The organism is Devosia polycyclovorans, assembly GCF_042181575.1.
GTDB lineage: Bacteria > Pseudomonadota > Alphaproteobacteria > Rhizobiales > Devosiaceae > Devosia > Devosia polycyclovorans.
In genome coordinates this window covers 1720486-1743322 of the sequence record NZ_CP170082.1, presented here as the reverse complement: position 1 = coordinate 1743322, position 22837 = coordinate 1720486, and the positions used below count along the sequence as shown (strand labels likewise).

19 protein-coding genes and 1 tRNA gene are annotated in these 22837 nt (G+C 61.6%); 12 read left to right on the top strand and 8 right to left on the bottom strand.

The features are described from left to right. Positions 1-45: 45 nt before the first annotated feature. The 4 genes from glgB to ACE4RL_RS08755 all read right to left on the bottom strand — a co-directional run bounded on the left by glgB (position 46) and on the right by ACE4RL_RS08755 (position 8093). Positions 46-2241, bottom strand: a complete 2196-nt coding sequence (gene glgB / locus ACE4RL_RS08770) for a 1,4-alpha-glucan branching protein GlgB (protein WP_375600114.1) — start codon at positions 2239-2241, stop codon at positions 46-48. 100 nt (positions 2242-2341) lie between these two features. After that, on the bottom strand, positions 2342-4813 hold the full coding sequence (locus tag ACE4RL_RS08765) for a glycogen/starch/alpha-glucan phosphorylase (RefSeq protein ID WP_375600113.1): 2472 nt from the start codon (positions 4811-4813) through the stop codon (positions 2342-2344). 97 nt (positions 4814-4910) lie between these two features. Beyond that, the gene (locus ACE4RL_RS08760) at positions 4911-6767 is read right to left on the bottom strand and encodes a monovalent cation:proton antiporter-2 (CPA2) family protein (protein ID WP_375600112.1); all 1857 of its coding nucleotides are present in this window, start codon (positions 6765-6767) and stop codon (positions 4911-4913) included. Positions 6768-6842: 75 nt separating this feature from the next. Then, entirely contained in the window at positions 6843-8093 is a 1251-nt protein-coding gene (locus ACE4RL_RS08755; RefSeq protein WP_375600111.1) for an AI-2E family transporter, read from the bottom strand. Positions 8094-8236: 143 nt separating this feature from the next. On the opposite strand from ACE4RL_RS08755, the gene ACE4RL_RS08750 reads away from it, so the two are divergent. After that, the gene (locus ACE4RL_RS08750; RefSeq protein WP_375600110.1) at positions 8237-9178 is read left to right on the top strand and encodes a nucleoside hydrolase; all 942 of its coding nucleotides are present in this window, start codon (positions 8237-8239) and stop codon (positions 9176-9178) included. Positions 9179-9291: 113 nt separating this feature from the next. Beyond that, positions 9292-9843: a fasciclin domain-containing protein gene (locus ACE4RL_RS08745; protein ID WP_375600109.1), complete on the top strand. Its 552-nt coding sequence runs from the start codon at positions 9292-9294 to the stop codon at positions 9841-9843. A gap of 65 nt (positions 9844-9908) precedes the next feature. On the opposite strand, the gene ACE4RL_RS08740 is transcribed toward ACE4RL_RS08745, so the two are convergent. Then, on the bottom strand, positions 9909-11486 hold the full coding sequence (locus ACE4RL_RS08740; protein WP_375600108.1) for an ABC-F family ATP-binding cassette domain-containing protein: 1578 nt from the start codon (positions 11484-11486) through the stop codon (positions 9909-9911). 184 nt (positions 11487-11670) lie between these two features. On the opposite strand from ACE4RL_RS08740, the gene ACE4RL_RS08735 reads away from it, so the two are divergent. The 3 genes from ACE4RL_RS08735 (at position 11671) to ACE4RL_RS08725 (ending at position 12915) form a co-directional block, all read left to right on the top strand. Then, positions 11671-12282: a LysE family translocator gene (locus ACE4RL_RS08735; RefSeq protein ID WP_375600107.1), complete on the top strand. Its 612-nt coding sequence runs from the start codon at positions 11671-11673 to the stop codon at positions 12280-12282. Between the two features lie 76 nt (positions 12283-12358). Continuing rightward, a complete protein-coding gene (locus ACE4RL_RS08730; RefSeq protein ID WP_375600106.1) occupies positions 12359-12580 on the top strand; it encodes a hypothetical protein in 222 nt (73 codons plus the stop codon). A 116-nt stretch (positions 12581-12696) separates the two neighbouring features. Next, positions 12697-12915 carry a hypothetical protein gene (locus ACE4RL_RS08725; RefSeq protein WP_375600105.1) on the top strand — a complete coding sequence of 73 codons (219 nt, stop codon included), beginning with the start codon at positions 12697-12699 and terminating at the stop codon, positions 12913-12915. Here ACE4RL_RS08725 and ACE4RL_RS08720 read toward each other — a convergent pair. Together ACE4RL_RS08720 and ACE4RL_RS08715 are read right to left on the bottom strand one after the other, a co-directional pair. After that, positions 12900-13433 carry a DUF2087 domain-containing protein gene (locus ACE4RL_RS08720; protein WP_375600104.1) on the bottom strand — a complete coding sequence of 178 codons (534 nt, stop codon included), beginning with the start codon at positions 13431-13433 and terminating at the stop codon, positions 12900-12902. The genes ACE4RL_RS08725 and ACE4RL_RS08720 overlap by 16 nt on opposite strands. Before the next feature lie 287 nt (positions 13434-13720). Continuing rightward, a tRNA-Ile gene (locus ACE4RL_RS08715) sits at positions 13721-13796 on the bottom strand. A 134-nt stretch (positions 13797-13930) separates the two neighbouring features. Between ACE4RL_RS08715 and ACE4RL_RS08710 the strand changes: the two genes are divergently transcribed. The 7 genes from ACE4RL_RS08710 (at position 13931) to phoB (ending at position 21322) form a co-directional block, all read left to right on the top strand. After that, entirely contained in the window at positions 13931-14686 is a 756-nt protein-coding gene (locus tag ACE4RL_RS08710; protein ID WP_375600103.1) for an IclR family transcriptional regulator C-terminal domain-containing protein, read from the top strand. 323 nt (positions 14687-15009) lie between these two features. Continuing rightward, on the top strand, positions 15010-16038 hold the full coding sequence (locus ACE4RL_RS08705; protein ID WP_375600102.1) for a PstS family phosphate ABC transporter substrate-binding protein: 1029 nt from the start codon (positions 15010-15012) through the stop codon (positions 16036-16038). A 107-nt stretch (positions 16039-16145) separates the two neighbouring features. Continuing rightward, positions 16146-17522, top strand: a complete 1377-nt coding sequence (gene pstC, locus ACE4RL_RS08700) for a phosphate ABC transporter permease subunit PstC (RefSeq protein WP_375600101.1) — start codon at positions 16146-16148, stop codon at positions 17520-17522. 2 nt (positions 17523-17524) lie between these two features. Further along, positions 17525-18886 carry a phosphate ABC transporter permease PstA gene (pstA, locus tag ACE4RL_RS08695; protein ID WP_375600100.1) on the top strand — a complete coding sequence of 454 codons (1362 nt, stop codon included), beginning with the start codon at positions 17525-17527 and terminating at the stop codon, positions 18884-18886. 66 nt (positions 18887-18952) lie between these two features. Continuing rightward, a complete protein-coding gene (pstB, locus tag ACE4RL_RS08690; RefSeq protein ID WP_375600256.1) occupies positions 18953-19735 on the top strand; it encodes a phosphate ABC transporter ATP-binding protein PstB in 783 nt (260 codons plus the stop codon). Positions 19736-19758: 23 nt separating this feature from the next. Beyond that, positions 19759-20469 (top strand): phosphate signaling complex protein PhoU, encoded by a 711-nt coding sequence (gene phoU, locus ACE4RL_RS08685; RefSeq protein WP_375600099.1) that lies wholly within the window; start codon positions 19759-19761, stop codon positions 20467-20469. 151 nt (positions 20470-20620) lie between these two features. After that, the gene (gene phoB / locus ACE4RL_RS08680) at positions 20621-21322 is read left to right on the top strand and encodes a phosphate regulon transcriptional regulator PhoB (protein WP_375600098.1); all 702 of its coding nucleotides are present in this window, start codon (positions 20621-20623) and stop codon (positions 21320-21322) included. A 71-nt stretch (positions 21323-21393) separates the two neighbouring features. On the opposite strand, the gene ACE4RL_RS08675 is transcribed toward phoB, so the two are convergent. Continuing rightward, on the bottom strand, positions 21394-22833 hold the full coding sequence (locus ACE4RL_RS08675; RefSeq protein WP_375600097.1) for an aldehyde dehydrogenase family protein: 1440 nt from the start codon (positions 22831-22833) through the stop codon (positions 21394-21396). Positions 22834-22837: the final 4 nt, after the last annotated feature.

Genomic DNA, 22837 nt, shown 5'->3' with positions numbered 1-22837 from the left:
CGCTTGCGCCCGGCTTCAGCCGGGTCTTGTCTCAACCGAGCCGCCTTATGCCGGCTCATACTTCAAAAACAGCGTCGCCAATGGCGGCAGGTAGATTTCCGCTTCTGCCGGCCAATACTGTCCCTCGACAGGCTCGGCGATAACGGCACCGTGATTGCCTGTGTTCCCGCCAGAATACCAACCGGCATCAGTGTTGATCCGCTCAACCCAGCGCCCGGCCTTGGGCAGGGGCACTTTGTAATGACTGCGTGGCACTGGCGTGAAATTTGAGATCACCAGGACCGGATCGGCATCGGGTGCCTGGCGGATCCAGGCAAGCACTGAATTGGCCTGATCATTGCCGATCACCCATTCAAATCCCTCCGGCTCACAATCGCGCTCATGGAGGGCCGGCAGGCTGCGATAGGCTGCGTTGAGATCGGCAACCAATCGGCGCATGCCTTCATGTGGCGGGGAATCGAGCAACCACCAGTCGAGCCCCCGGCTTTCGCTCCATTCTTCGCGCTGGGCAAACTCCTGGCCCATGAACAAGAGCTTCTTGCCTGGATGGCCCCACATAAAGGCCAAGTAGGCGCGCAGATTGGCAAATTGCTGCCAGTCATCGCCCGGCATTTTCGAGAGCAGCGCGCCTTTGCCATGCACCACTTCGTCATGGCTTAGCGGCAGCACGAAATTCTCCGAAAACGCGTAGACCATACCAAAGGTCATGTCGTTGTGGTGGAACCGTCGATGCACTGGTTCCCGGCTCATAAAGCGCAGCGTGTCGTTCATGAAGCCCATGTTCCATTTGAACCCGAAGCCCAGCCCGCCCGCATATGTTGGCGCGCTGACGCCCGGCCAGGACGTGGATTCCTCGGCGATCATGAAGGCACCCGGGAAATTCTTGTAGACCTCCGCATTGACGCGCTGCAGGAAGGCCACGGCTTCCAGATTCTGGTTGCCGCCATGCTGGTTGGGCACCCACTCGCCCGCCTGGCGCGAATAGTCGAGATAAAGCATGGAGGCCACCGCATCGACGCGTAACCCATCGACATGGAACTGCTCAAACCAATAGAGCGCGTTGTTGGTGAGGAAAGCGGAGACTTCCTTGCGCCCGAAATTGTAGATCGCCGTGTTCCAGTCCGGGTGAAAACCCTGGCGCGGATCTTCGTGTTCGTAAAGCGCAGTGCCATCAAAGTGCGAAAGCCCGAACTCATCGGTCGGGAAATGCGCCGGCACCCAATCGAGGATCACTCCGAGGCCCGCCTCGTGCGCCGCGTTCACCAGCCGAGCAAACCCGGCAGGATCACCAAAACGCGCAGTGGGCGCGTAGAGCCCGGTGGGCTGATAGCCCCAGCTGGGGTCAAAAGGGTGCTCGGAAACAGGCAGAAATTCGAGATGGGTGTAGCCCATGTCTGCGGCATAGGGCACCAGCTGCTCAGCGAGCTGGTCATAGCTCATGAAGTTGCCATCAGGGCGCCGCCGCCAGCTCCCTAGATGCACTTCATAGATGGACATCGGCGTGCGGCGCCAATCGCGCGTTGCGCGCTCTTCCATGTATTTCTGGTCGGTCCAGGTGAACGGGGTCGGGTCAGGCACCACCGAGGCGTTGCGCGGACGCAGTTCGGCCTGGCGCGCAAATGGATCAGCCTTCAGGGGCAGCACCTGCCCATTGGCTCCGACAATCTCATACTTGTAGATCGTGCCCGTCCCCAGCACCGGAATGAACACTTCCCAAATGCCTTGCCGATTGCGCATCGGGTGCCGCCGGCCGTCCCAGTCATTCCAGGGTCCGACAACCGACACGCGCTGCGCATTGGGCGCCCAGACCGCGAAGTGGGTGCCGTGGATGCCCTCGAACTCCATTTCGTGGGCGCCCATCTTGTCGAACAGCCGCAAATGGCTGCCCTCGCCGATGTAATAATCGTCCATCGGCCCCAGTACCGGCCCGAACGAATAGGGGTCATAGACGGTCCAGCTGCCACCGGCATTCTTCGCCTCATAGCGAATGGGCTGGTGCGCCTTGATATTCACCTTGGCCTCGAAAAATCCCCCTCCGTGGCGGGGGATCATATGGCCCAGTGGCTCGCCATCGAGCGTAAAGGCATTGAGCGTATCGGCATGGGGAACGAAGGCGCGCAGCACCCAGTGCCCAGCCACCTCATGCAGGCCCAGAAACGCAAAGGCGTTACTGTGGCGGCCCGCCACGATAGCCTCGACTTCCCGCTCGTCTGCCTGCCAGCTTTCCCTGCTCACGTTCACACTCACGCTCCCCCACTGGTCTGCGTGTCATCGCCGACCCAACAATTGTCCAGTACGCAATCCTGATCTTGCGTCAGGCGCTTGCGCACACACTTGTGCTCTAGGCCGTCTCAACGCCCCAGATATCTTCTGCATATTGCCGGATCGTCCTGTCCGACGAGAAAAAGCCTACGCTGGCCGTGTTACGGATCGCCATGGCGGTCCACTTCTTCTTGTCCTGCCAAATCTTGTCGACCTTGGTCTGCGCGGCGACATAGGCGTCGAAATCCCTGGCCACCATGAACCAGTCATGATCATAGAGCCCGCCAATCAGGTCGCGATAGCGGTGCGGATCGTCCGGCGAAAAGACACCAGTTGCTATGGAATCCAGTGCCTCACGCAGCCGTTGCGACCCGTCGATTGCCGCACGCGGAACTTCCGAGCGGGCCCGCTTGTCTTCGACTTCATCCGTGGTCAAACCAAAGATGACGATATTGTCGTTGCCCACTTCCTTGTGCATTTCGACATTGGCTCCATCCATGGTGCCGATGGTGATCGCGCCATTGGCCATGAACTTCATATTGCCGGTGCCCGAGGCTTCCATACCGGCGGTAGAAATCTGTTCACTGAGGTCCGCTGCCGGGACAATGACCTCGGCCAGGCTCACATTATAGTTGGGCAGGAAAACCACCTTGAGCAGACCACGCACCGCCGGATCATTGTTGATCACCCGCGCCACGTCGTTGATCAGCTTGATGATCAGCTTGGCGTTCCAATAGCTGGGAGCCGCCTTACCCGCGAAAATCTTCACCCGTGGCACCCACTCCTTCTCAGGGTGGGCGCGAATTTCATCGTAAAGTGCGACGGCGTGAATGATGTTGAGCAATTGCCGCTTGTATTCGTGGATGCGCTTGATCTGCACATCGAACATGGCGTCAGGCGAGACGGTGATGTTCAGTCGATCCTTGATTAGCTTCGCCAGCTTCTTCTTGTTGCCCAGCTTCACCGCGGCAAACTGCTTCTGGAAGCTCGGATCCTCGGCATGCGGAGCGAGTTGGTGCAACTTGTCGATATCGTCGAGGAATTCGGGTCCGATCCGGTCCGAGATCAGCCGCGTCAGCGTGGGATTGCACTGCATTAGCCAGCGCCGCGGCGTGATGCCGTTCGTCTTGTTGTTGATGCGCTCGGGATAGAGCTTGTGGAGGTCCGCAAACACAGTCTGCTTCATCAGTTCCGTATGAAGCGCCGACACGCCATTGATCGAATGCGACCCCACAAAGGCCAACTGCCCCATGCGGACACGCCGGCCGCCATGCTCGTCGATCAGCGACACATTGGCGATCTGCTGATCGGAGAATTTCGCCTTGTTGCGCGCTTCGGTCAGAACATCGGCATTGATCTGGTAGACGATCTGCATGTGCCTCGGCAGCAAGCGCTCCAGGAGCGCCACCGGCCAACTTTCCAGCGCTTCGGGCAACAGCGTATGGTTGGTATAGCCGAACGTGCCCTTGGTGATTTTCCAGGCCTTGGCCCATTTGATCCCGTGGTCGTCGACCAGGATGCGCATCAGCTCGGCCACCGAAATGGCTGGATGGGTGTCATTGAGCTGGATGGCGACCTTGTCCGCCAGCGAGCCCAAGTCGCCATATTGCTGAAGGTGCCGGCGAACGATGTCCTGAAGCGAAGCGGAGGAGAAGAAGAACTCCTGCCTGAGGCGCAATTCCTGCCCGGCAGCGGTCGAATCGGCTGGGTAAAGCACACGGGTAATGGCTTCTGCCTTGGCGCTTTCTTCCAGCGCGCCGATATGGTCGCCGGAATTGAACTTGTCGAGCAGGATCGGATCGATCGGCTGCGCGCTCCAGAGCCTGAGCGTATTCACCCGAGCGCCGCGCCAACCCACGATCGGGGTATCATAGGCCACAGCCAGCAGATGTTCATTGGGCCGCCATTCCTGGCGCACCTCGCCGTCCGGGTCGGTTACCGGCTCGACATGGCCGCCAAACCCGACTTCGTAGGCGCTTTCGCGACGCTCGAACTCCCAGGGATTGCCGTGCGCCAGCCACTCTTCGGGCAGCTCGACCTGCCAGCCCTCGCTCATTTCCTGGCGGAACAGCCCGTGCACATAGCGGATGCCGTAGCCATAGGCGGGGATCTTCACCGAAGACATGGATTCAAGGAAGCACGCGGCCAAGCGCCCCAGACCACCATTCCCCAACGCCGCATCGGGCTCGAGATTGATCAGGTCACCCAGCTCGACATCAAGATTCTTGAGGGCTTCGGCAACCGGCTCCATCAGGCCCACATTGCTCATCGCATCACGCATGAGCCGGCCGATCAGGAATTCGAGGCTGAGATAGTAGACGCGCTTGTTTGAGGTTCGCCAGGTATCCCGCGAACTTTCCATCCAGCGGTCCATGATCCGGTCGCGAACAGCCAGAATAGTCGCACGCAACCAGTCATGAGGCCGGGCAACAATCGGGTCCTTGCCGACGGAATAGATCAGCTTTTCAAGGATCTCGGCCTGAAGGGCCTCAACCGTAATCGCACGGGGTTCGGGCGTGGGCGCATCGTAAACGATCGGCTTTTGCGGCATGTCGCAATCCAGAGTTCATAGCGATGTTCCCCTCAGAATAGGGGCAGTGTTGCACTTAATTTATGCAGGGGAAAGCCCCCGCGGTGTGCATGGTTGCTTAGCCGCCCTGCGTTTGTTGCGAAGACTGCTTGGCAGCGGCTTCCGCCGCGGCCTCGTCGACCGACACGCCACCTTCCCGTGCCTGATCTCTTGCATTGCTGATCAGCAACTGGGTGAGATTGCGCCAATCCTCACCGCCCAGTTGCAGCTCGAAGCGCTGCCGGTCGCGGCTGCGCACGCCCTCGATCACCTCGTCGGCCTCTTCGTCGCTGGCACCCAGCATGCGCACCGCGACGCCACCAAAGGCGATCGCCGATTCGAAGGTTTCGCGCATCTGGAACTCGACCCCGGCGCGAACCAGCTCGATGCCATGTGAGCGGTCGAAGGCGCGTGCCATCACCCGCGCCAGCGGGAATTCGTCCCGCAGCAATTCGGCAATCCGCGTGGTTTGTGCCCGCTGATCGGTGCAAACCAGAATCAGATCGGCCGTCGAAGCCCCGGCAGCGCGCAGGATATCCAGCCGCGTACCATCGCCATAATAGACCTTGAACCCGATCTGCGCGGCCGCGCGGATCATGTCCGTGTCATTGTCGATGATGGAAACCGTGTGGCGGAGCGCCAACAAGGGCTGGCTGACGATCTGCCCGAACCGCCCGAAGCCGATGATCAGAACCTTGGCACTGAGTTCGGACACTTCCTCGACGCCATCCATGGACTGTGTCGCCTTGGGCATCAGGTAGCGCATGCCGATAATGGCAAACGGCGTAATGACCATGGAGATAATGACCGTTGCCGTGAAAATGGCATTGGTCGGTGCATCGATCAGCCCGCTCGAGGCAGCGGTGGTATAAAGCACGAAGGCAAATTCACCGCCCTGCCCCATCAGGACCGCCCGCTCGAGCGCCTCGCCATGATCCGATTTGAGCAATCGCGCGATGAGGTAGATCGCCACCGCCTTGACCAGCATATAGGCGACAACGCTGATGGCGATGATGCCCCAGTTCTCAGCCACCACGGCCAGGTCGAGCGACATGCCGACGGCCAGGAAAAACAGCCCCAGCAGCAAGCCACGGAACGGCTCCACATCGGCTTCGAGCTGATGTTTGAAGGTGGAGGTTGAGAGCAGTACGCCGGCCAGGAAAGCCCCCATGGCCATGGAAAGCCCGCTGACCTGGAACAGCAGGGCGGCCCCCAATACGACCAGCAGCGCCGCCGCCGTCATCACCTCCCGCACCCTGGATTGGGCGAGCAGCGAAAAGAACGGATTCATGATCCGCCGCCCGAGGAAAATCAGCAGCAAAATGGCGCCCACGGCAATGCCGAGCGAGACCAGTCGCGTGAACATGCTGACATCATCTGTCGACGGGGCCAACAGCGAGACGACGGCCAGCAAGGGCACGATGGCGAGGTCTTCGAGCAGCAGCACAGAAACCATTTTCTGCCCGCTTGGCGTCGCCATTTCACCACGCTCACCAAGGATTTGCATGACAATGGCGGTTGAGGTCAGAACAAAGCCCATGCCGAACACGAAGGACACCAGTGGTGCAAACCCCAGCAGCACACCGACCCCGGTCAGCAGGGCACCAGACACGGCCACCTGCAACACCCCAAGCCCGAAGATTTGTTGTCTGAGGGCCCAGAGGCGGTTCGGCTCCATCTCCAGCCCGATGATGAACAGGAACAGCACCACACCAAGCTCGGCGGCATGCAGCACAGATGCAGGGTCGGAGATCAGACCAATGCCTGAAGGCCCGAGCAGCAGACCGGCCGCCAGATAGCCCAGCACGGCGCCCAACCCGATACGCTTGAAGATGGGTACGGCGATGGCGCCGGCGGCCAGAAGGGCAACAACGGGCACAAGATCGAGACCGTGATGGGCGGCCTCAGCCGCATGTGCCGCTACTTCACCCGCCATTCGACCCGTCCTCATAGTGTTGGGTCTGAACAGTGGTTTGGCGGCGCGGCTCCGTCAAGCCACTGGGCGGAGCGATCAGCCCGCAGTGGGCTCGACACCCGAGGGACCGGTGCCCTGAGGAAGCTTCTCGCGCTCAAGCGTGCGCTTTTCGTTTTCCTCGTTCTGTCGCTGCTCGGCAATCGCCTGGGCGGCATTGGCCAGCAACACCTCCCGATCGCTCATATGCACGGTTCGCCAAACAGGACGGCGCGGCGCCACAGGTTTGCTGGGCAATGCGTGGGATATGATGGATTGGGCAATGAGCAACGTCGGCACCGCGACGAGCCCGCCGACTGGTCCCCATGCCCATATCCAGAAGGTGATGGATAGGAAAATCACGAACGGATTGAGGGTCAGGGTACGGCCGATGAAGTGCGGCGTGAAAATCTGCCCTTCGACGAAATTGATCCCGGCATAGCAGGCTACGGGCAACAGAATCTGGAACAGCTCCGTCTGGGTGCCGAGGCCCACGGCCAGCAGGACTGTGACCATGATCGCCTGTCCCACATAGGGGATATAGTTGAGAACAGCCGCCATCGCGCCCCAGAGCAGCGGCGATGGCATGCCGATGACCCACATGGCGATCGACACGGCCGTGCCGACGCACAGATTGATCATGGTCACGGACAGCAGAAATCGGCTGACTTTCAGCTCCACATCGCGAAACACATGCGCCGTGCGCCAGCGCATGCGGCGGGTGACGCACATGGACAACACCGAGATTCGGATATGGTCGCGCGTTGCCACAAAGAAATAGAGGCTTGCCAGAAAGATCGCGATCTGCGCGAGCACGGCCGGTGCCAGTAGCGCCATGCCGGTCACGGTACTGGCATCTTCGACCTGCACCGACATGGCGCCGTTAGTACCCAACGCGGAGGCGACCTGCTCCTGGAACTGCCCGATAGATTCGAGCGGCTCCTTGAGATTGGCCAGTTGGACCTGCAATTTCTCCCAGAGCAGAGGGGCGCGGGCGACCCACTCGCTCAAGGGCACTGCGAACAACACGCCAAAACCCGCAATGACACCGAGCAGCAGCAGCACGACCACCCCCGCCGAGAGCGCCGGCGGCACTCCCCAGTTTTCAAGGCGATCCGCCACCGGGCCGAACATCAGCCCTATCACGATCGCCAGGGTCACAGGCGCCAGAAACACCTTGCCTGTTTGCAGGGCCACGAGCAGCACGACAAAACCGATACCAACGATGGCCAGGCGCGCGGCATTGTTCAGAATGCGCTCGAACTGGCTCTGGTCAATATCGGCAGCAAGGCCGGCAGTGCGTTGGCGCATCAGGATTTCCGCTGGTTTGGGGCAGACCACAAACGCGTCCGCATCAGCTTTCGTTCCGGCGTGACCGTTTCATCCATCGACCGCGCTGGAGTGCTTGGGTAAGCTCGCGCCAAATCACACCCCTGAGTCTTCGAAAGCCTGCCATGTCTCGCAAAATCATCATCGACACCGACCCCGGCCAGGACGATGCCGTCGCCATCCTTATGGCGCTGGCTTCGCCGGAGGAACTTGACGTACTGGGCGTTGTCGCTGTCGCGGGCAATGTGGGCGTGGCCCAGAATGCCATCAACGCCCGCAAGGTGGTCGAGCTGTCCGGACGCACCGATATACCGGTCTATGCCGGCTGCTCGCGTCCGATGCGCCGCAATCTTGTCACCGCCGAGCATGTGCACGGGGAAACCGGCCTTAACGGTCCCGATCTGCCCGAGCCGACCATCCCGCTGCAGGACCAGCACGGCGTCGACTACATCATCGAGGCCTTGATGAACGCCGAGCCCAAGACCATTACTCTGTGCACGCTTGGGCCCTTGACCAATATCGCCATGGCGCTGGTCAAGCAGCCGGCCATTGCCGACCGCATCCAGGAAATCGTCATGATGGGTGGGGCCTATTTCGAGGTCGGCAACATCACCCCGGCGGCCGAATTCAACATCTATGTCGATCCTGAGGCCGCGGACGTGGTCATGCGATGTGGTGCGCCAATCACCATCCAGCCGCTCGATGTCACGCACATGATCCAGTCGACCCCCGCCCGCCTTGAGGCGATCAAGGCACTGGGTAACAAATCGGGTGCCGCCGTGCACGCCATGCTGACCTTCTCCGAGACCTTCGACCTTGAGAAATATGGCTGGGAGGGCGCCCCGCTGCATGACCCGACTGTTATTGCCTATCTGCTCCAGCCCGAGCTCTTCCAAGGCCGCCACTGCAACGTAACGATCGAGACGGCGAGCGAGCTGACTATGGGCATGACCGTATGCGATTACTGGCACGTCTCGGGCCGCGCCTATAACGCCACCTGGCTTCGCACCGGAAACGCGGATGGCTTTTACAAGCTGCTGACCGAGCGTCTCGCCCGGCTGCCCTGACTTCACGCGACCGTTATGTCGGGACTGAAACTGTCCTAACCACCCTCGCGTAGCTCCCTGTGATTGGACCGGCGGACAAGGACACGTCGGTCGACACAAAAGGGAGAAAAGTCATGTCTATTGCCAAGGCCACCATTGCCGCTGCCGTTTTTGCCCTCGCCTCGAGCGTCGCTTTTGCTCAGGACAATCCGATGGTTGGTGGCGCCGCCATGTTCGCAGATAAGAACATCGTCGAAAACGCCGTAAACTCGGCCGACCACACCACGCTTGTCGCTGCCGTCACGGCTGCCGGCTTGGTGGAAACCCTGCAGAGCCCAGGCCCTTTCACCGTGTTTGCGCCGACCAATGACGCATTCGGAAAATTGCCCGATGGCACTGTAGACACTTTGCTGATGGAGGAAAACAAGGACCAGCTGGTCAAGGTCCTGACCGCCCATGTTGTGGCTGGAAAGCTCAGCGCAGCAGATCTTGTCAGTCGCGCCCGCGCCAATGGCGGCCGCTACAATATGCAGACCGTCAGCGGTGACGCTCTAACTGCCGAAGTCCGCGGCTCCCACGTTTATATCTATGACGAAGCCGGCGGCGCGGCCCTGGTGACCATCGCCGATGTCAATCAATCCAATGGCGTGATCCACGTCGTGGACGACGTCTTGCTGCCGCGATAATCCTTCCGTCCGGCGCGAGAACGGGCCCTGCGCCTAGTCCGCAGGGCCCGTTTCCGCCGGCGACTCTACCCCAGCGCAATCTTGCGCGTAACGCCGATCGCCTCCAGAAATGCCCGGTCGTGGCTGATCACCAGCAAGGCCCCGTCATAGGCCCGCAGCCCAGCCTCAACGACCTCGATGGCATCGATGTCCAAATGGTTGGTGGGTTCATCAAGCGCCAGCAGCATCGGCGGGGTCTTCCCACCCAGGACGCAGGCGAGGCCGGCTCGCAGCACCTCGCCGCCGCTCAAGCTGCCGACGCTTTGCAACGCTGCGTCGTTGCGAAACTTGAATGCCGCCAGAACGGCCCGACAGTCATTGGTCGAACTGTCTGGATTGAGTCTTCGAAAATTGTCCAAGATTGACGCGTCCCGGCGCAGCAGACCCACCTGCTGGTCGAGGACCGACAAAGGACCGCCGATCTCGACAACGCCACCGAGCGGCGTCAGAGCCCCGGTCAGCAAGTTGAGCAGCGTGGTCTTGCCCACTCCGTTCGGTCCGGTCACCGCAACCCGTTCCGGGCCGATAATTTCCAGCGACTTTTCCACGATGACGGGGCGATCCGGATCATGGCCGCCAGTCAGGGCGCTGGCCCGCAGGACGATCTTGCCTGCGGGCAGGCCGCTCGGGGCCAGCTTGACAGCGAAGGGCGTCAACACCTCTACCTTTGCGCGAGCCGAGGCGGCCTGGAGGTGCACGGCATCCGCTTGTTTGGTCGCGAGCCGGTCCAGACCACCCGCTGTCGCCTCGGCCCGGCGCTTCATGGCACCGAGCAGGATTTTGGGGGCATCGCCCTTGGCCGCCTTACGCCGTCCGCCCGCATCTCGTCGGTCCTGGCGCTCTCGTGCCAACTGTGCTGCCCGGGCAGCATCCCGTACCTGTCGCTCAGCCTGGCTCAACTCGCGCTGCACGGCGGATAACTCCAGTGCCTTGCGCTCGCGGTAAAATCTCCAATTGCCCCCATAGCTCGTGGCTCCAACATTGGTCAGTTCGACAATGGCATCCATGCGCTCGAGCAGGTTCCGATCATGGCTGACAACGATCGCCGCGCCGCGCCAATTTTCCAGCATTTCCGCGACCGTCCCGCGGCCTTCCGCATCCAGATTGTTGGTCGGTTCGTCCAGGAGGATCAGCTCCGGCGCATCGAAGACCAGCGCGGCAAGCGCGGCCCTCGTCCGCTGCCCGCCGGACAGCGTCGACAAGAGGGTCTGCGGGCTGGCTTCGAGCTCCAGTGCACTCAGCGCCTCGCCGAGTCGGGCCTCGAGCGTCCAGTCGGCCCCTGCCAGCTCCTCGGCATGCGCTTCGCCCGCCATCGCGCGCTCAAGCAATGCGAGGCTGCTCCGCACGCCGAATAGGCCTGCAACCGTTTCGTCCGCCGCCGGTTGCACCGACTGGCGCAGCACACCAATTCGACCGGCAACAGTAACCGTTCCTGAGCTGGCCGTAAGCTCGCCTGCGATCAGACGCAGCAACGTGGTCTTGCCCACGCCATTGCCGCCAACCAGCCCGGTCCGTCCGGGGCCGAATGTCAGGTCGAGATTGGAAAAGAGGGTTTGGCCGTCAGGGCCGGAATAAGTCAGTCGCGAAAACGTCACGGAAGGCATGGTTCGTCAATTCCTCAGGGGCAAAGCAGGTCGGCATTGCTGTGAGGATGCGATCCATTGGGAACCGTCCGGTCAGGTTGCGATGGGCACAAGATAATCGCTATCGCCGGCGGGTCAACCGGGGCTGGCAAAAACCCGACCGGAGGCGTAGTGTCCGCTCGCCCTCGAGCCGGACCGTTTCGCCATGGATCTTTTCACCCTTTCAGCCTTTACCATCGCCTATGCCATCGCCGTGCTGGTGCCCGGCCCCGGCGTCGCTGCCGTGGTCGCGCGCGCCCTTGGCGGCGGCTTCAAAGGTGCCTTTCCGATGGTGCTGGGCATCCTGGCCGGCGATCTGGTCTATTTCTTCTTCGCCGTCTTCGGCCTGGCTGCCATCGCGACCTGGTTCGGTCCGGTCTTCACCATCATCCGCTGGGCCGGCGCCGCCTACCTGCTCTATATCGCCTGGAAATTCTGGACCGCCCGCCCCGGCTCGGAGCAGATGAAGCCCAGGAACGAAGGTCGCTGGAAGACATTCCTTGCCGGCTTCTCGCTGACCATGGGCAACCCCAAGACCATCGTCTTCTACCTCGCCATCCTGCCCACGGTGGTGCCGCTGGGCGAAATGAACCCGGTCGCCTTCGTCGAGCTGACTGCCATCGTTGTTATCGTGCTCCTCATCATCGGCTGCGGCTATGCCTGGCTGGCCTCCGCCGCCCGCGACATGTTCCGCTCGGAAAAGGCCCTCGGGCGCCTGAACAAGACGGCGGGTGTGATGATGGCCGGCGCCGCTGGCCTTGTGGTTACGCAGCACTGAGTTGACGCGGCCACCAACGTTAGCAGTCTGCTAACCATTTAACCGCCGGTTAACCATAATCGGCCAAGCTTGCCGCATGGCCTACGGCAGCACCAAGATCAACCGATACAACATGCATCAGCTCTCCCCTTACGAGCGGATCCAGTATCAGCGCGAGCGCCGCGCCGCCGCGGCCGAAACCGCCCAGAAAAATGCCATCATGGCCAATAGTTTCGCTTCGATCCAGAGCAACAAGGCGGTCGAAATGGGCAATCTGTTCTCCAAGATGGCCATGCAGCGCATCTCCAAGACTGCGTAGCGCGCTGCGAGCGCCGCTTTTTCAGCTAGTTCGCCCCATCTAAGTAAAGCGCGAACATAGGCAAGTTAACCAGCTCGCTTTACCAACTGTAAATCAACCGGGCGCAGCGTGGGGCCATGAACTATTCTGGCAAGATAACGCGCTTCAACATGTATCAGCTCTCTCCCTACGACCGGCTGCAATACCAGCGCGGTCGTAAGGCAGAAGCATTGGAAATTGCGCAGAAGCAGGCGGCGCTGGCCAATGGCCTGGCGGCTATTCAAAAAAACCAGGCCGTTGCTCTCGGCAATCTCGTCTCCAGGGTCGCGATGCAGCGGATCTACAAGCGCGTCTGACCATCCACAGGGCCGATCCGCTTGAGCAGAACTGAAAGCTCGGGCGGCGGCTTCTGCTCTATGCGCCGGTAGGTGCGCCCATCCCGCGTTCTCTCGACATAGCCCAGATCGACCAGGGCCCGCCGCAACAATGCGTGGTCTCCAAAGCTGGCCAACCCGTTGAGCAATTCAGTGTTCTCCCGATCCGTATAGTCGCGCCCTGGCTCCATCCGTGCCCACAGCGCCCAGAGACAAAAGGGCTGCAGACTGTTCCGGGAGGGCCAGCGCATGAGCACACCTTGCCGGTCGAAATGGCGGCTCACCTTCTCCACCAGCGTCAGGTCAACCACCTCCTGCGGTGGTCGGTCCGCACTGGCAGCCTTGAAATGCTGGTAATTGCGAAAGCCGGCCGACCGCGTCAGCATGTTCAGCATCTCAACATGGCTTGGCGTCTCATCCGACTTGGCGATTTGCTCGCGCAGCGCTTTGGCAAAAGCCGACAGATCGGCAATGTTAAGGGAGTGGACTTGTCTCGACATGGCGCATCCTCATGCGTGCCCAAACCCGCCAACGAGGCGGTGTCACTGGTCGCCGGCTTGCGACGGGCACAGGGAGTGTGCGTGTCGAAAATCGTATAGGCAGGTTTAGCTCCCCAACAGGGGCGGCGACGCCTCGGTGAACTGCAGACCGTAGCAAAGCCGATACGACCCTGGCCCCACAAATGCAAGTGTCTGTGCGGCCGGGTGCCCCTATGCTCCACGCCACGTCTTGGACATGCCCGAACAGCGGCAACCAGCAGCGGAGCTCGAGGAGCGATCGAGGGAATTGGTGGGCCCACCAGGACTCGAACCTGGAACCAGACCGTTATGAGCGGTCGGCTCTAACCATTGAGCTATAGGCCCCGCCCGCGTCATATCAGGGTCGCGGCCGCTGTCAAACTCTGATTGCGTGCCCACGTCTGCGCACACAAGCGCTTTCCTCCGACGCTGCCCCGCGATAGTCTGTGCGCCAGTCGAACAGATAGCGGAAAGCGCCCATGCGGGAAGGAGACATCATCCATGGTCTGATGCGCGGACTCTCGGTGATCGAGTGTTTCGACGAGGACCATGCGCGCATGTCCATTACCGATGTGGCCCTGCGCACCGGCCTTGAACGCGCCACCGCGCGGCGGTGCCTCCTGACCCTGGTGCATCTGGGCTACGCCACTTATGACGGCAAGTTCTTCCAACTCACCCCGCGCGTGCTCAATCTGGGCCGTTCCTATCTCGCTGCCACACCACTGCCCCGGTTGATCCAGCCGTTCCTCGAAGAACTCTCCCGCGCCACCGGCGAAAGCACCTCGGCGGCCGTATTGGAAGGAACGGACATTCTCTATGTCGCCCGCGCGTCGACCCGCCGCGTTATGTCCATCAATCTCGGCGCCGGCGCGCGCCTCCCCGCCTATTGCACCTCGATGGGCCGAACCCTCCTGGCCGCGCTGCCTGCCGAGGAGGCCAAGGCGATTCTCCAGCGTTCCGAGATCGTTGCCTACACCGCGCGGACCAAGGCCGACATTGCGACGATTACCACTGAACTGGCCGTGATCGCAGCGCAGGGCTTTGCCGTCATCGATCAGGAACTCGAACTGGGCCTGTGCTCAATCGCTGTGCCCCTGCACAACGCAATTGGCCAGGTCGTGGCCGCCATCAATATCGGCGCCCATGTCGCCCGCGCACCAACCACACGCATGATCGCCCATTTCCTGCCACTGATGCGTAAGGTCCAGGCCGAGGTGCGCCCGCTTCTGCGCTGAACTGGGAGCCGCAGACTGGCTCGTGAATAGCACTCCCCTTCCGTCCGACAATTGTCACAGATCCCCATTAGGGTCGTCGCAGTGACCGCTGCCAGAGTCTCCGTCCGAGACCTTTCCAGACCGTCATTCTGCCTCTCCGCAACAGCGCCCCCGATAAACCAACGCGGAAATACCCCGTTATTTTCCAATTGGTTGCGATGTCACAAACCAGTCACTGAAATGCAATAAAACCGTCGCCGGGCACTCCTATGGTCTGCCGCGTCACAGGGCGGCCCAACGAATGGCTGGCCATGTTTGAAAACGAATTCCGGAAGGGACATTCCATGAAGACCGCACTCTACGCCAGTGCCGCCGTTATCGCTCTTGCAGCGTTTGGCACCACCGCTGCCTACGCCCAGTCGCGCGACACCATCCAGATCGCCGGCTCCTCGACCGTGCTGCCCTTCGCTTCGATCGTTGCCGAAGAATTCGCCAACGCGTTCCCTGACTACAAGGCTCCGAACGTTGCCGGTGGTGGTTCGGGCGGCGGCAAGCGCCAGCTCTGCGAAGGTGTGGGCGAAGCCACGCTCGACATCGCTAACTCGTCCTCCAAGATGAGCGCCAGCGAGCTGGAAAGCTGCCACGGCAATGGCGTGACCGACGTGCGCGAAATCGTCTTCGGCTATGACGGCATCGTCTTTGCCACCGGCATCGACCAGGGCGACTTCGCTCTCGAGCCCGTGCACCTGTACAAGGCCATCGCCGCTCAGGTCCCCGTCGATGGCGAAATGGTCGACAACCCCTACGCCAACTGGTCCGAGATCGACGCTTCGCTGCCCGATCAGGCCATCTTCGTTGCCATCCCCGGCACCAACCACGGCACCCGCGAAGTCTTCGACCAGCGCGTTCTGGAAGCCGGCTGTGAAGCAGCTGAACTGCCCGAAATGGACGAAGACGCCATGGAAGCCGCGTGCCTGACCCCGCGTCAGGACGTCGTTGTCGAAATCGCCGGCGACTACACCGAGACTCTGGCTCGCCTCCAGTCGAACCCGGAAGCCGTTGGCGTGTTCGGTCTTAGCTTCTACGACCAGAACCGCGATACCCTCAAGGTTGCCACTGTTTCGGGCGTTGAGCCGAGCCTGGACACCATCGCGGCCGGTGACTATCCGGTCTCGCGTCCGCTGCAGTTCTACGTCAAGGGCGCCCATATCGGTGTGATCCCGGGTATCGAAGACTACGTTGCCTTCTTCCTGTCCGAGCAGATGGCCGGTGCCGGTGGCACCCTGGAAGCTGCCGGTCTGGTTCCGGCTTCCAGCGAGTTCCGCGCCGGCCAGCTCGAAGCCTTCAATAACGCCGAACAGTACACCCGCTAAACAGTACTGCTCTCAGAAGGACCCCGGCCCGGCCGGGGTCCTTCAAAAAGCATTCCAAATTCGCGCCAGGGTTTCAAACCCGGCACACCAGGAAGGATAGCTTCGTCGTGAACGCCCTCGTTATCGCAGGCCTGCTCCTGGTACTTCTGACAGTATCCTATCAGGTCGGCTGGTCGCGCAGCCGCAAGCTTGCCGACGGCAAGGACACCCGGCTCCATTCGCGGCCAATCTATCATGGCGTCCTGGCCGCGCTCTTTGCCATTCTGCCGGCCATTGTCATTTTGGGTCTGTGGGCCCTGTTCAGCCAGTCCGCGACCAATAGCTTCATTCTGGCGCAGCTACCTGCGGAAGTTGCGCAGCAGCAGCCATTCGAGGTCCAGGCCGCCATCTCGCGTGTGCAGGCCATTGCTTCTGGCTACGGTGTCATTGGCGAACCGACCCCAGCCGAGGCCTCTGCAGCCAGTGCCTATGCCTCCTTCCAGCAACTCTCCTTCCTTGGCGTCATCGCCGCTGCCGCGGCCCTTGGCGCAGGCGGCTTGTTCTGGGCTCAGCGCCGGATCGCACCGCGCCTGCGCGCCCGTTCGGAGGTGGAAATTTTCGTGCGCCTGGCGCTGATCGCCTGTTCCACCGTGGCCATCCTGACCACGATTGGCATCGTGCTCTCGCTCCTCTCCGACGCGCTGCGCTTCTTCAGCTTCATCAATCCCCTCGACTTCTTCTTCGGCACCACCTGGAACCCGCGCTTCCAGAGCACCGGTTCTGGATCGGCCGGTGAATATGGCCTGCTGCCGCTGCTCTGGGGCACGGTGATGATCAGTATCATCGCCATGTTGGTCGCTGTTCCCATCGGTCTGATGTCGGCGATTTATCTCTCGCAGTATGCCCATGAGCGGGTGCGCGGTGTGGTCAAGCCGATCATTGAAATTCTGGCTGGTATCCCCACCATCGTTTATGGCTTCTTTGCCTTGGTTACTGTCGGCCCATTCCTCTCGGGCCTGGGTGATCTCGTGGGGATCAACATTCGCGCCACCAGCGCCCTCACGGCCGGCGTGGTGATGGGCATCATGATCATCCCCTTCATCTCCTCGCTTAGCGACGACATTCTGGGCCAAGTGCCGCGCACCATGCGCGACGGATCGCTGGGCCTGGGTGCCACCCAGTCCGAAACCATCCGCAAGGTGCTGCTGCCCGCCGCCCTGCCCGGCGTGGTCGGCGCGGTGCTGCTCGCCGTCAGCCGCGCCATCGGCGAAACCATGATCGTGGTGCTGGCCGCCGGCAATAGCCCGGTGTTGCGCGCCAATCCGGCGGAACCGACCTCGACGGTTACCGTCAGCATCGTCAACCAGCTTACGGGTGACGCCGACTTCACCAGCCCGCAATCGCTGGTCGCCTTTGCGCTGGGCCTCACCCTCTTCGCCATGACACTGCTGCTCAACGTCCTGGCGCTTTACATCGTCCGCAAATTCAGGGAGCAATACGAATAGCCATGACTGATACCGTGCTCCCTGGCTCCGCCGTTGGCGCGCAAAATCGCGAACGGGTTCGCAAGAGCCTGACGCGTCGCCATCGCAATGAAGCCCTGTTCCGCTGGGCTGGCATTTTGTCCATCGCCGCTGCCCTTGGCTTCGTCGCCATTCTCTTCGGGATGATCCTGTCCAAGGGCCTGCCGTCCTTCTGGCAGTCGACCGTCCACGTCGAGGCCTTCTTCGATCCTGAACTGATCGAAGGCGGCCCGCGCCCCGAACTGGCGGACTTTCCGTCTCAGGCTGACTATCAGCAGGCCGTGAACCAGTGGCAGCGCGCCGTGACGCTGTCGAACTGGAACCGGATTGTCGAGACGGCATTGCGCGCCAAGGCGCCCGATGTCGAAATCGACAGCCGCGACCTGCTCGAGCTGGTCACCTCGGCCGCCCGCTTCCAGTTGCGCGACATGTACTTCGCCAATTCGGATGTGCTTGGCCAGACCGTGCCCGTCTCCCTTCTGGCGTCAGCCAATACCGACAACTGGCTCAAGGGAACTATCAATCGCAATGCAGCCGATGAACGCCAGCAATTGGCTGCCACAACCCGCGCCCTGGCCGACCGGTTTGAAGCCGACGGCACCATAACCTTCGATTTCGCCTGGCACATCTTTACCAATGTCGACAGCCGCTCTGCTCCGGCCACGGCTGGCCTCGCTGGCGCCTTTATGGGTTCGCTTTACATGATGCTGGTGGTGATTGTTCTGGCGGTTCCGATCGGCGTGGCCAGCGCAGTCTACCTCGAGGAGTTCGCGCCCAAGAACCGCCTGACCGACCTGATCGAGGTCAACATCAACAATCTGGCAGCCGTCCCCTCCATCGTCTTCGGCCTGCTCGGCGCCGCCGTCTTCATCAACTATCTGGGCCTGCCCCGATCCGCCCCGTTGGTGGGTGGTCTGGTGCTGACCCTGATGACCCTGCCCACCATTATCATCGCCACCCGCGCCGCCCTGCGCGCCGTGCCGCCATCGCTGCGTCAGGCCGCCCTCGGCCTGGGCGCCTCGCACAACCAGACGGTGTTCCACCACGTCCTGCCCATGACCTATCCGGGCGTCCTGACAGCGACGATCATCGGCGTAGCCCAGGCTCTTGGCGAAACCGCGCCCCTGCTGCTCATCGGCATGAGTGCGTTCATCGCCAATATTCCGGCAGGTCCCCTGGACTCGGCCACAGCCCTTCCGGTGCAGATCTATCTCTGGCAGGGTAACGAAAATCGCAATTTCTTCGAGGCGAGGACATCCGCGGCCATCATCGTGCTGCTGGGGCTCATGCTCCTGCTCAACGCCATCGCCATCTTCCTGCGTTCGCGCCTCGAAAAGCGCGCTTAAGGAGACATCAAAATGGACGTTCTCGCCGGCAAGGTTAAAGTGACTTCAAAGACTCTGGATCAGACTATGAACCCCGCTGAACTGATGGATCACCCCATCCGCCTCACCGCGCGCGACGTCACCGTCCACTACGGTGAAAAGCAGGCGCTGCATGGCATCTCCATCGACATCCCCGATCGGGCTGTCACCGCTTTCATCGGCCCATCGGGCTGCGGCAAGTCGACCTTCCTGCGCTGCATCAACCGCATGAACGACACCATTGAAGGCGCAAGGGTCGGCGGCAAGATCGAGCTGGACGGCGAAGACATCTATTCGACCGACCTCGACGTGGTCGAATTGCGCGCCCGCGTCGGCATGGTGTTCCAGAAGCCGAACCCCTTCCCCAAGTCGATTTATGACAACGTCGCCTATGGCCCGCGCATTCATGGCCTGGCCAAGTCCAAGGCGGATCTCGACGAAATCGTCATTTCCTCGCTGCGCAAGGCGGGTCTGTTCGAAGAGGTCAAGGACCGTCTGAGTGAGCCGGGCACTGGCCTTTCCGGTGGCCAGCAGCAGCGCCTTTGCATCGCCCGCGCCATCGCCGTTGGCCCCGAGGTGATCCTGATGGACGAGCCCTGCTCGGCACTCGACCCGATTGCCACCGCGATCATCGAAGAACTGATCGACGAACTGCGTGAGAACTACACCATCGTCATCGTGACCCACTCCATGCAGCAGGCTGCCCGCGTCAGCCAGAAGACCGCCTTCTTCCATCTGGGCAATTTGATCGAGCATGGCGACACCGAAGAGATCTTCACCAATCCGGTGAACAAGCAGACCCAAGACTACATCATGGGCCGTATTGGCTAAGAGCCGCGGGAAGAGGATAAACCATGCCCAATACCGGCACCGACCATATCGTCACCTCCTATAATGAAGAGCTGTTGGCTCTGGCCCAGGCCATTGCCGAAATGGGCGGCCAGGTCGAGGTCGCTATCGAGAATGGCACACGCGCCCTCTTGAAGCTCGACCGCGAGCTGGCGGACCTGACCATCATCGCCGACCAGCGCATCGACGACATGCAGCGCGAGATCGACGACATGGCCGTCTCCATGATTGCCCGCCGCCAGCCCATGGCCAGCGATCTTCGCGCCATCATAACCTCCATTCACGTCGCTTCCGACCTCGAACGCATTGGTGACATGGCCAAGCAACTGGCCCGCCGCTCGCTCAAACTCGAAGGCCTGAACCTGCAGCCCACCTTCTACAATGGCGTCAAGAACATGACGGCACTGGTGCTGCGTCAGGTCAAGGATGCGCTCGACGCCTATGGCAATCGTGAGGAAGCGGCATCCATCGAGGTGTGTAACCGCGATGACGAGGTGGACGCCATGTACACCTCGCTGTTCCGTGAATTGCTGACCTACATGCTGGAAGACCCGCGTAACATCACGGCCTGCACGCATCTGCTGTTCTGCGCCAAGAGCCTGGAACGTGTGGGTGATCACGCCACCAACATCGCAGAGCGAGCCTACTACCTGGCCACGGGCAAACAGCTCACCAGCGATGTGCAGGACCTGCAGCGCCAGCAGATCAAGGCTTAGCGGCCGGTCCGCACAGCACATGAAAGGCTCCGGCGGCGCCTTTCAAGCCGAGTGGCCATGAGACCTGCGGTCGAATGGCGGGAAGGTGGGACAACCACCACATCCTAAGACAATCCCCGGCCCCTTGAGGGCCGGCCGATGGAGCACATCCATGCCCGCGACGATTCTTGTTGTCGAAGACGAAGGCGATATCGCCATCCTGTTGCGTTATAACCTGGAGGCGGAGGGCTTTCGGGTTGTGACAGCTGAAAGCGGCGACGAAGCCCAACAGGCTATCGCTGAGAAACTGCCGGACCTCATCCTGCTCGATTGGATGCTGCCAGAAATTTCCGGTATCGAACTTTGCCGCCGCCTCCGGGCCCGCGACGAAACCGCCCGCATACCCATCATCATGCTCACCGCCCGCGGCGAAGAAGAAGAGCGTGTCCGCGGACTCTCGACCGGGGCAGACGACTATGTCGTGAAGCCTTTTTCGGTTCCCGAGCTGGTGGCCCGCATCCACGCTCTCCTGCGCCGCGCCAATCCTAACCTCGTCACCACCGCCCTCAAGGTCGGCGACCTGGAACTCGATCGAACCACCCACCGCGTCCGCCGCGCCAACCGCGACGTTCATCTTGGCCCCACCGAATACCGCCTGCTCGAATATCTCATGCGCCACCCTGGCCGCGTCTATTCGCGCGAACAGCTGCTCGATGGCGTCTGGGGCAATGATGTCTATGTCGATGAACGCACGGTCGACGTCCATATCGGCCGCCTGCGCCGCGCCATCAATCGCGGCCGCGAAGCCGATCCCATCCGCACCGTCCGCGGCGCCGGCTACGCCTTCGACGAGCGGTTCGCCGCCAACGCCTGAAACCAGACAAAGCGACGAAACAAAAAACGGGGCCGCGAGGGCCCCGTTCTGGTTTCCTGTGTCCGCTGCAATCAGCCTGCCGCGGTGTACGCCGTCTTGACCACGGTGAAGAACTCGGCGGCATATTTGCCCTGCTCGCGCGGGCCGTAGGACGAGCCCTTGCGGCCGCCAAAGGGCACGTGGAAGTCGACGCCTGCGGTGGGGACATTGACCATCACCATGCCGGCCTCGGCATTGCGCTTGAAGTGCGTCGCGTATTTCAGCGAGGTGGTGACGATGCCGGCGCTGAGACCGAATTCGGTGTCATTGGCCGTGGCCAAGGCTTCCTCATAATCCTTGACCTTGATGACCGCGGCGACAGGCCCGAAGATTTCCTCGCGGGCAATGCGCATCTGGTTGGTCGCGCCGACAAACAGCGCCGGCTGCAGGAAGTGGCCTTCGGTCTCCGCATTGACGCGATTGCCGCCAGCCCGCAGTTCGGCGCCTTCACCCCGGCCAATCTCGATATAATCCATGTCCTGCTTGAGCTGGCTGGGATCAACCACCGGGCCGATTTCGGTGTCCTTTGCCAACGCATCGCCCACGCGCAGGTTCTTGGTCCGCTCGCTCAGGGCCTCGACAAACTTGTCGTGGATGCCCTCGGTGACGATGACGCGGCTCGAGGCCGTGCAGCGCTGGCCGGTCGAGAAGAAGGCCGACTGCGCCACGGTCTCCACGGCCACCTTGAGATCGGCATCGTCGAGCACGATGGTGGGGTTCTTGCCGCCCATTTCGAGCTGGAACTTGCGGCCATGTTCGATCGAGGCCGCAGCAACGCGCTTGCCGGTGCCCACCGAGCCGGTGAAGCTGATGGCATTGACATCTTTGCTGTCCAGCATGGTCTGGCCAACCACCGAGCCCTTGCCCATCACCAGGTTCAGTACCCCCTTGGGCAAGCCGGCGCGGACGAGAATATCGACAATCGCCCAGGTCGAGCCAGGCACCAGGTCCGCCGGCTTGACCACGACCGTATTGCCATAGGCCAGGGCCGGCGCAATCTTCCAGGCCGGAATGGCGATGGGGAAGTTCCACGGCGTGATGATGCCGATCACCCCAAGCGGCTCGCGGGTGATTTCCACACCCACGCCCGGCCGCACCGAGGGCAGTACCTCACCAGCCAGGCGCAGCACTTCACCAGCGAAGAAATCAAAAATCTGGGCGGCGCGGGTCACCTCGCCAATGCCCTCGGGTAGGGTCTTGCCCTCTTCGCGGCTCAGAAGCTCGCCCAGTTCCTGCTTGCGGGCCGTGATCTCGTCGGCGGCTTTGCGCAGGATCGCATGGCGCTCGAGGATGCCCGAACGCGACCATGCCGGAAACGCAGCCTTGGCCGCCGCAATCGCCTGCTTGGTTTCCTCTGCCGTGGCCCGAGCGTAAATCCCCACCACTTCCTTGAGATTGGAGGGGTTGATGTTTTCAACCCCATCAGTGCCGACCCATTCGCCGTCGATCAGGTTCTTGTGCAGTTCGGTCATGAAA

Bases quoted from the DNA above. Each gene is read 5' to 3' on its own strand.
- ACE4RL_RS08750 (WP_375600110.1), top strand. From the start codon at position 8,237: ATGTCTCGCAAAATCATCATCGACACCGACCCCGGCCAGGACGATGCC.
- ACE4RL_RS08675 (WP_375600097.1), bottom strand. From the start codon at position 22,833: ATGACCGAACTGCACAAGAACCTGATCGACGGCGAATGGGTCGGCACT.
- pstB (WP_375600256.1), top strand. From the start codon at position 18,953: ATGAACCCCGCTGAACTGATGGATCACCCCATCCGCCTCACCGCGCGC.
- ACE4RL_RS08740 (WP_375600108.1), bottom strand. From the start codon at position 11,486: ATGCCTTCCGTGACGTTTTCGCGACTGACTTATTCCGGCCCTGACGGC.
- ACE4RL_RS08730 (WP_375600106.1), top strand. From the start codon at position 12,359: ATGGCCTACGGCAGCACCAAGATCAACCGATACAACATGCATCAGCTC.
- ACE4RL_RS08745 (WP_375600109.1), top strand. From the start codon at position 9,292: ATGTCTATTGCCAAGGCCACCATTGCCGCTGCCGTTTTTGCCCTCGCC.
- ACE4RL_RS08710 (WP_375600103.1), top strand. From the start codon at position 13,931: ATGCGGGAAGGAGACATCATCCATGGTCTGATGCGCGGACTCTCGGTG.
- ACE4RL_RS08735 (WP_375600107.1), top strand. From the start codon at position 11,671: ATGGATCTTTTCACCCTTTCAGCCTTTACCATCGCCTATGCCATCGCC.
- phoU (WP_375600099.1), top strand. From the start codon at position 19,759: ATGCCCAATACCGGCACCGACCATATCGTCACCTCCTATAATGAAGAG.
- phoB (WP_375600098.1), top strand. From the start codon at position 20,621: ATGCCCGCGACGATTCTTGTTGTCGAAGACGAAGGCGATATCGCCATC.
- ACE4RL_RS08705 (WP_375600102.1), top strand. From the start codon at position 15,010: ATGAAGACCGCACTCTACGCCAGTGCCGCCGTTATCGCTCTTGCAGCG.
- pstA (WP_375600100.1), top strand. From the start codon at position 17,525: ATGACTGATACCGTGCTCCCTGGCTCCGCCGTTGGCGCGCAAAATCGC.
- ACE4RL_RS08760 (WP_375600112.1), bottom strand. From the start codon at position 6,767: ATGGCGGGTGAAGTAGCGGCACATGCGGCTGAGGCCGCCCATCACGGT.
- ACE4RL_RS08765 (WP_375600113.1), bottom strand. From the start codon at position 4,813: ATGCCGCAAAAGCCGATCGTTTACGATGCGCCCACGCCCGAACCCCGT.
- ACE4RL_RS08725 (WP_375600105.1), top strand. From the start codon at position 12,697: ATGAACTATTCTGGCAAGATAACGCGCTTCAACATGTATCAGCTCTCT.
- ACE4RL_RS08720 (WP_375600104.1), bottom strand. From the start codon at position 13,433: ATGTCGAGACAAGTCCACTCCCTTAACATTGCCGATCTGTCGGCTTTT.
- ACE4RL_RS08755 (WP_375600111.1), bottom strand. From the start codon at position 8,093: ATGCGCCAACGCACTGCCGGCCTTGCTGCCGATATTGACCAGAGCCAG.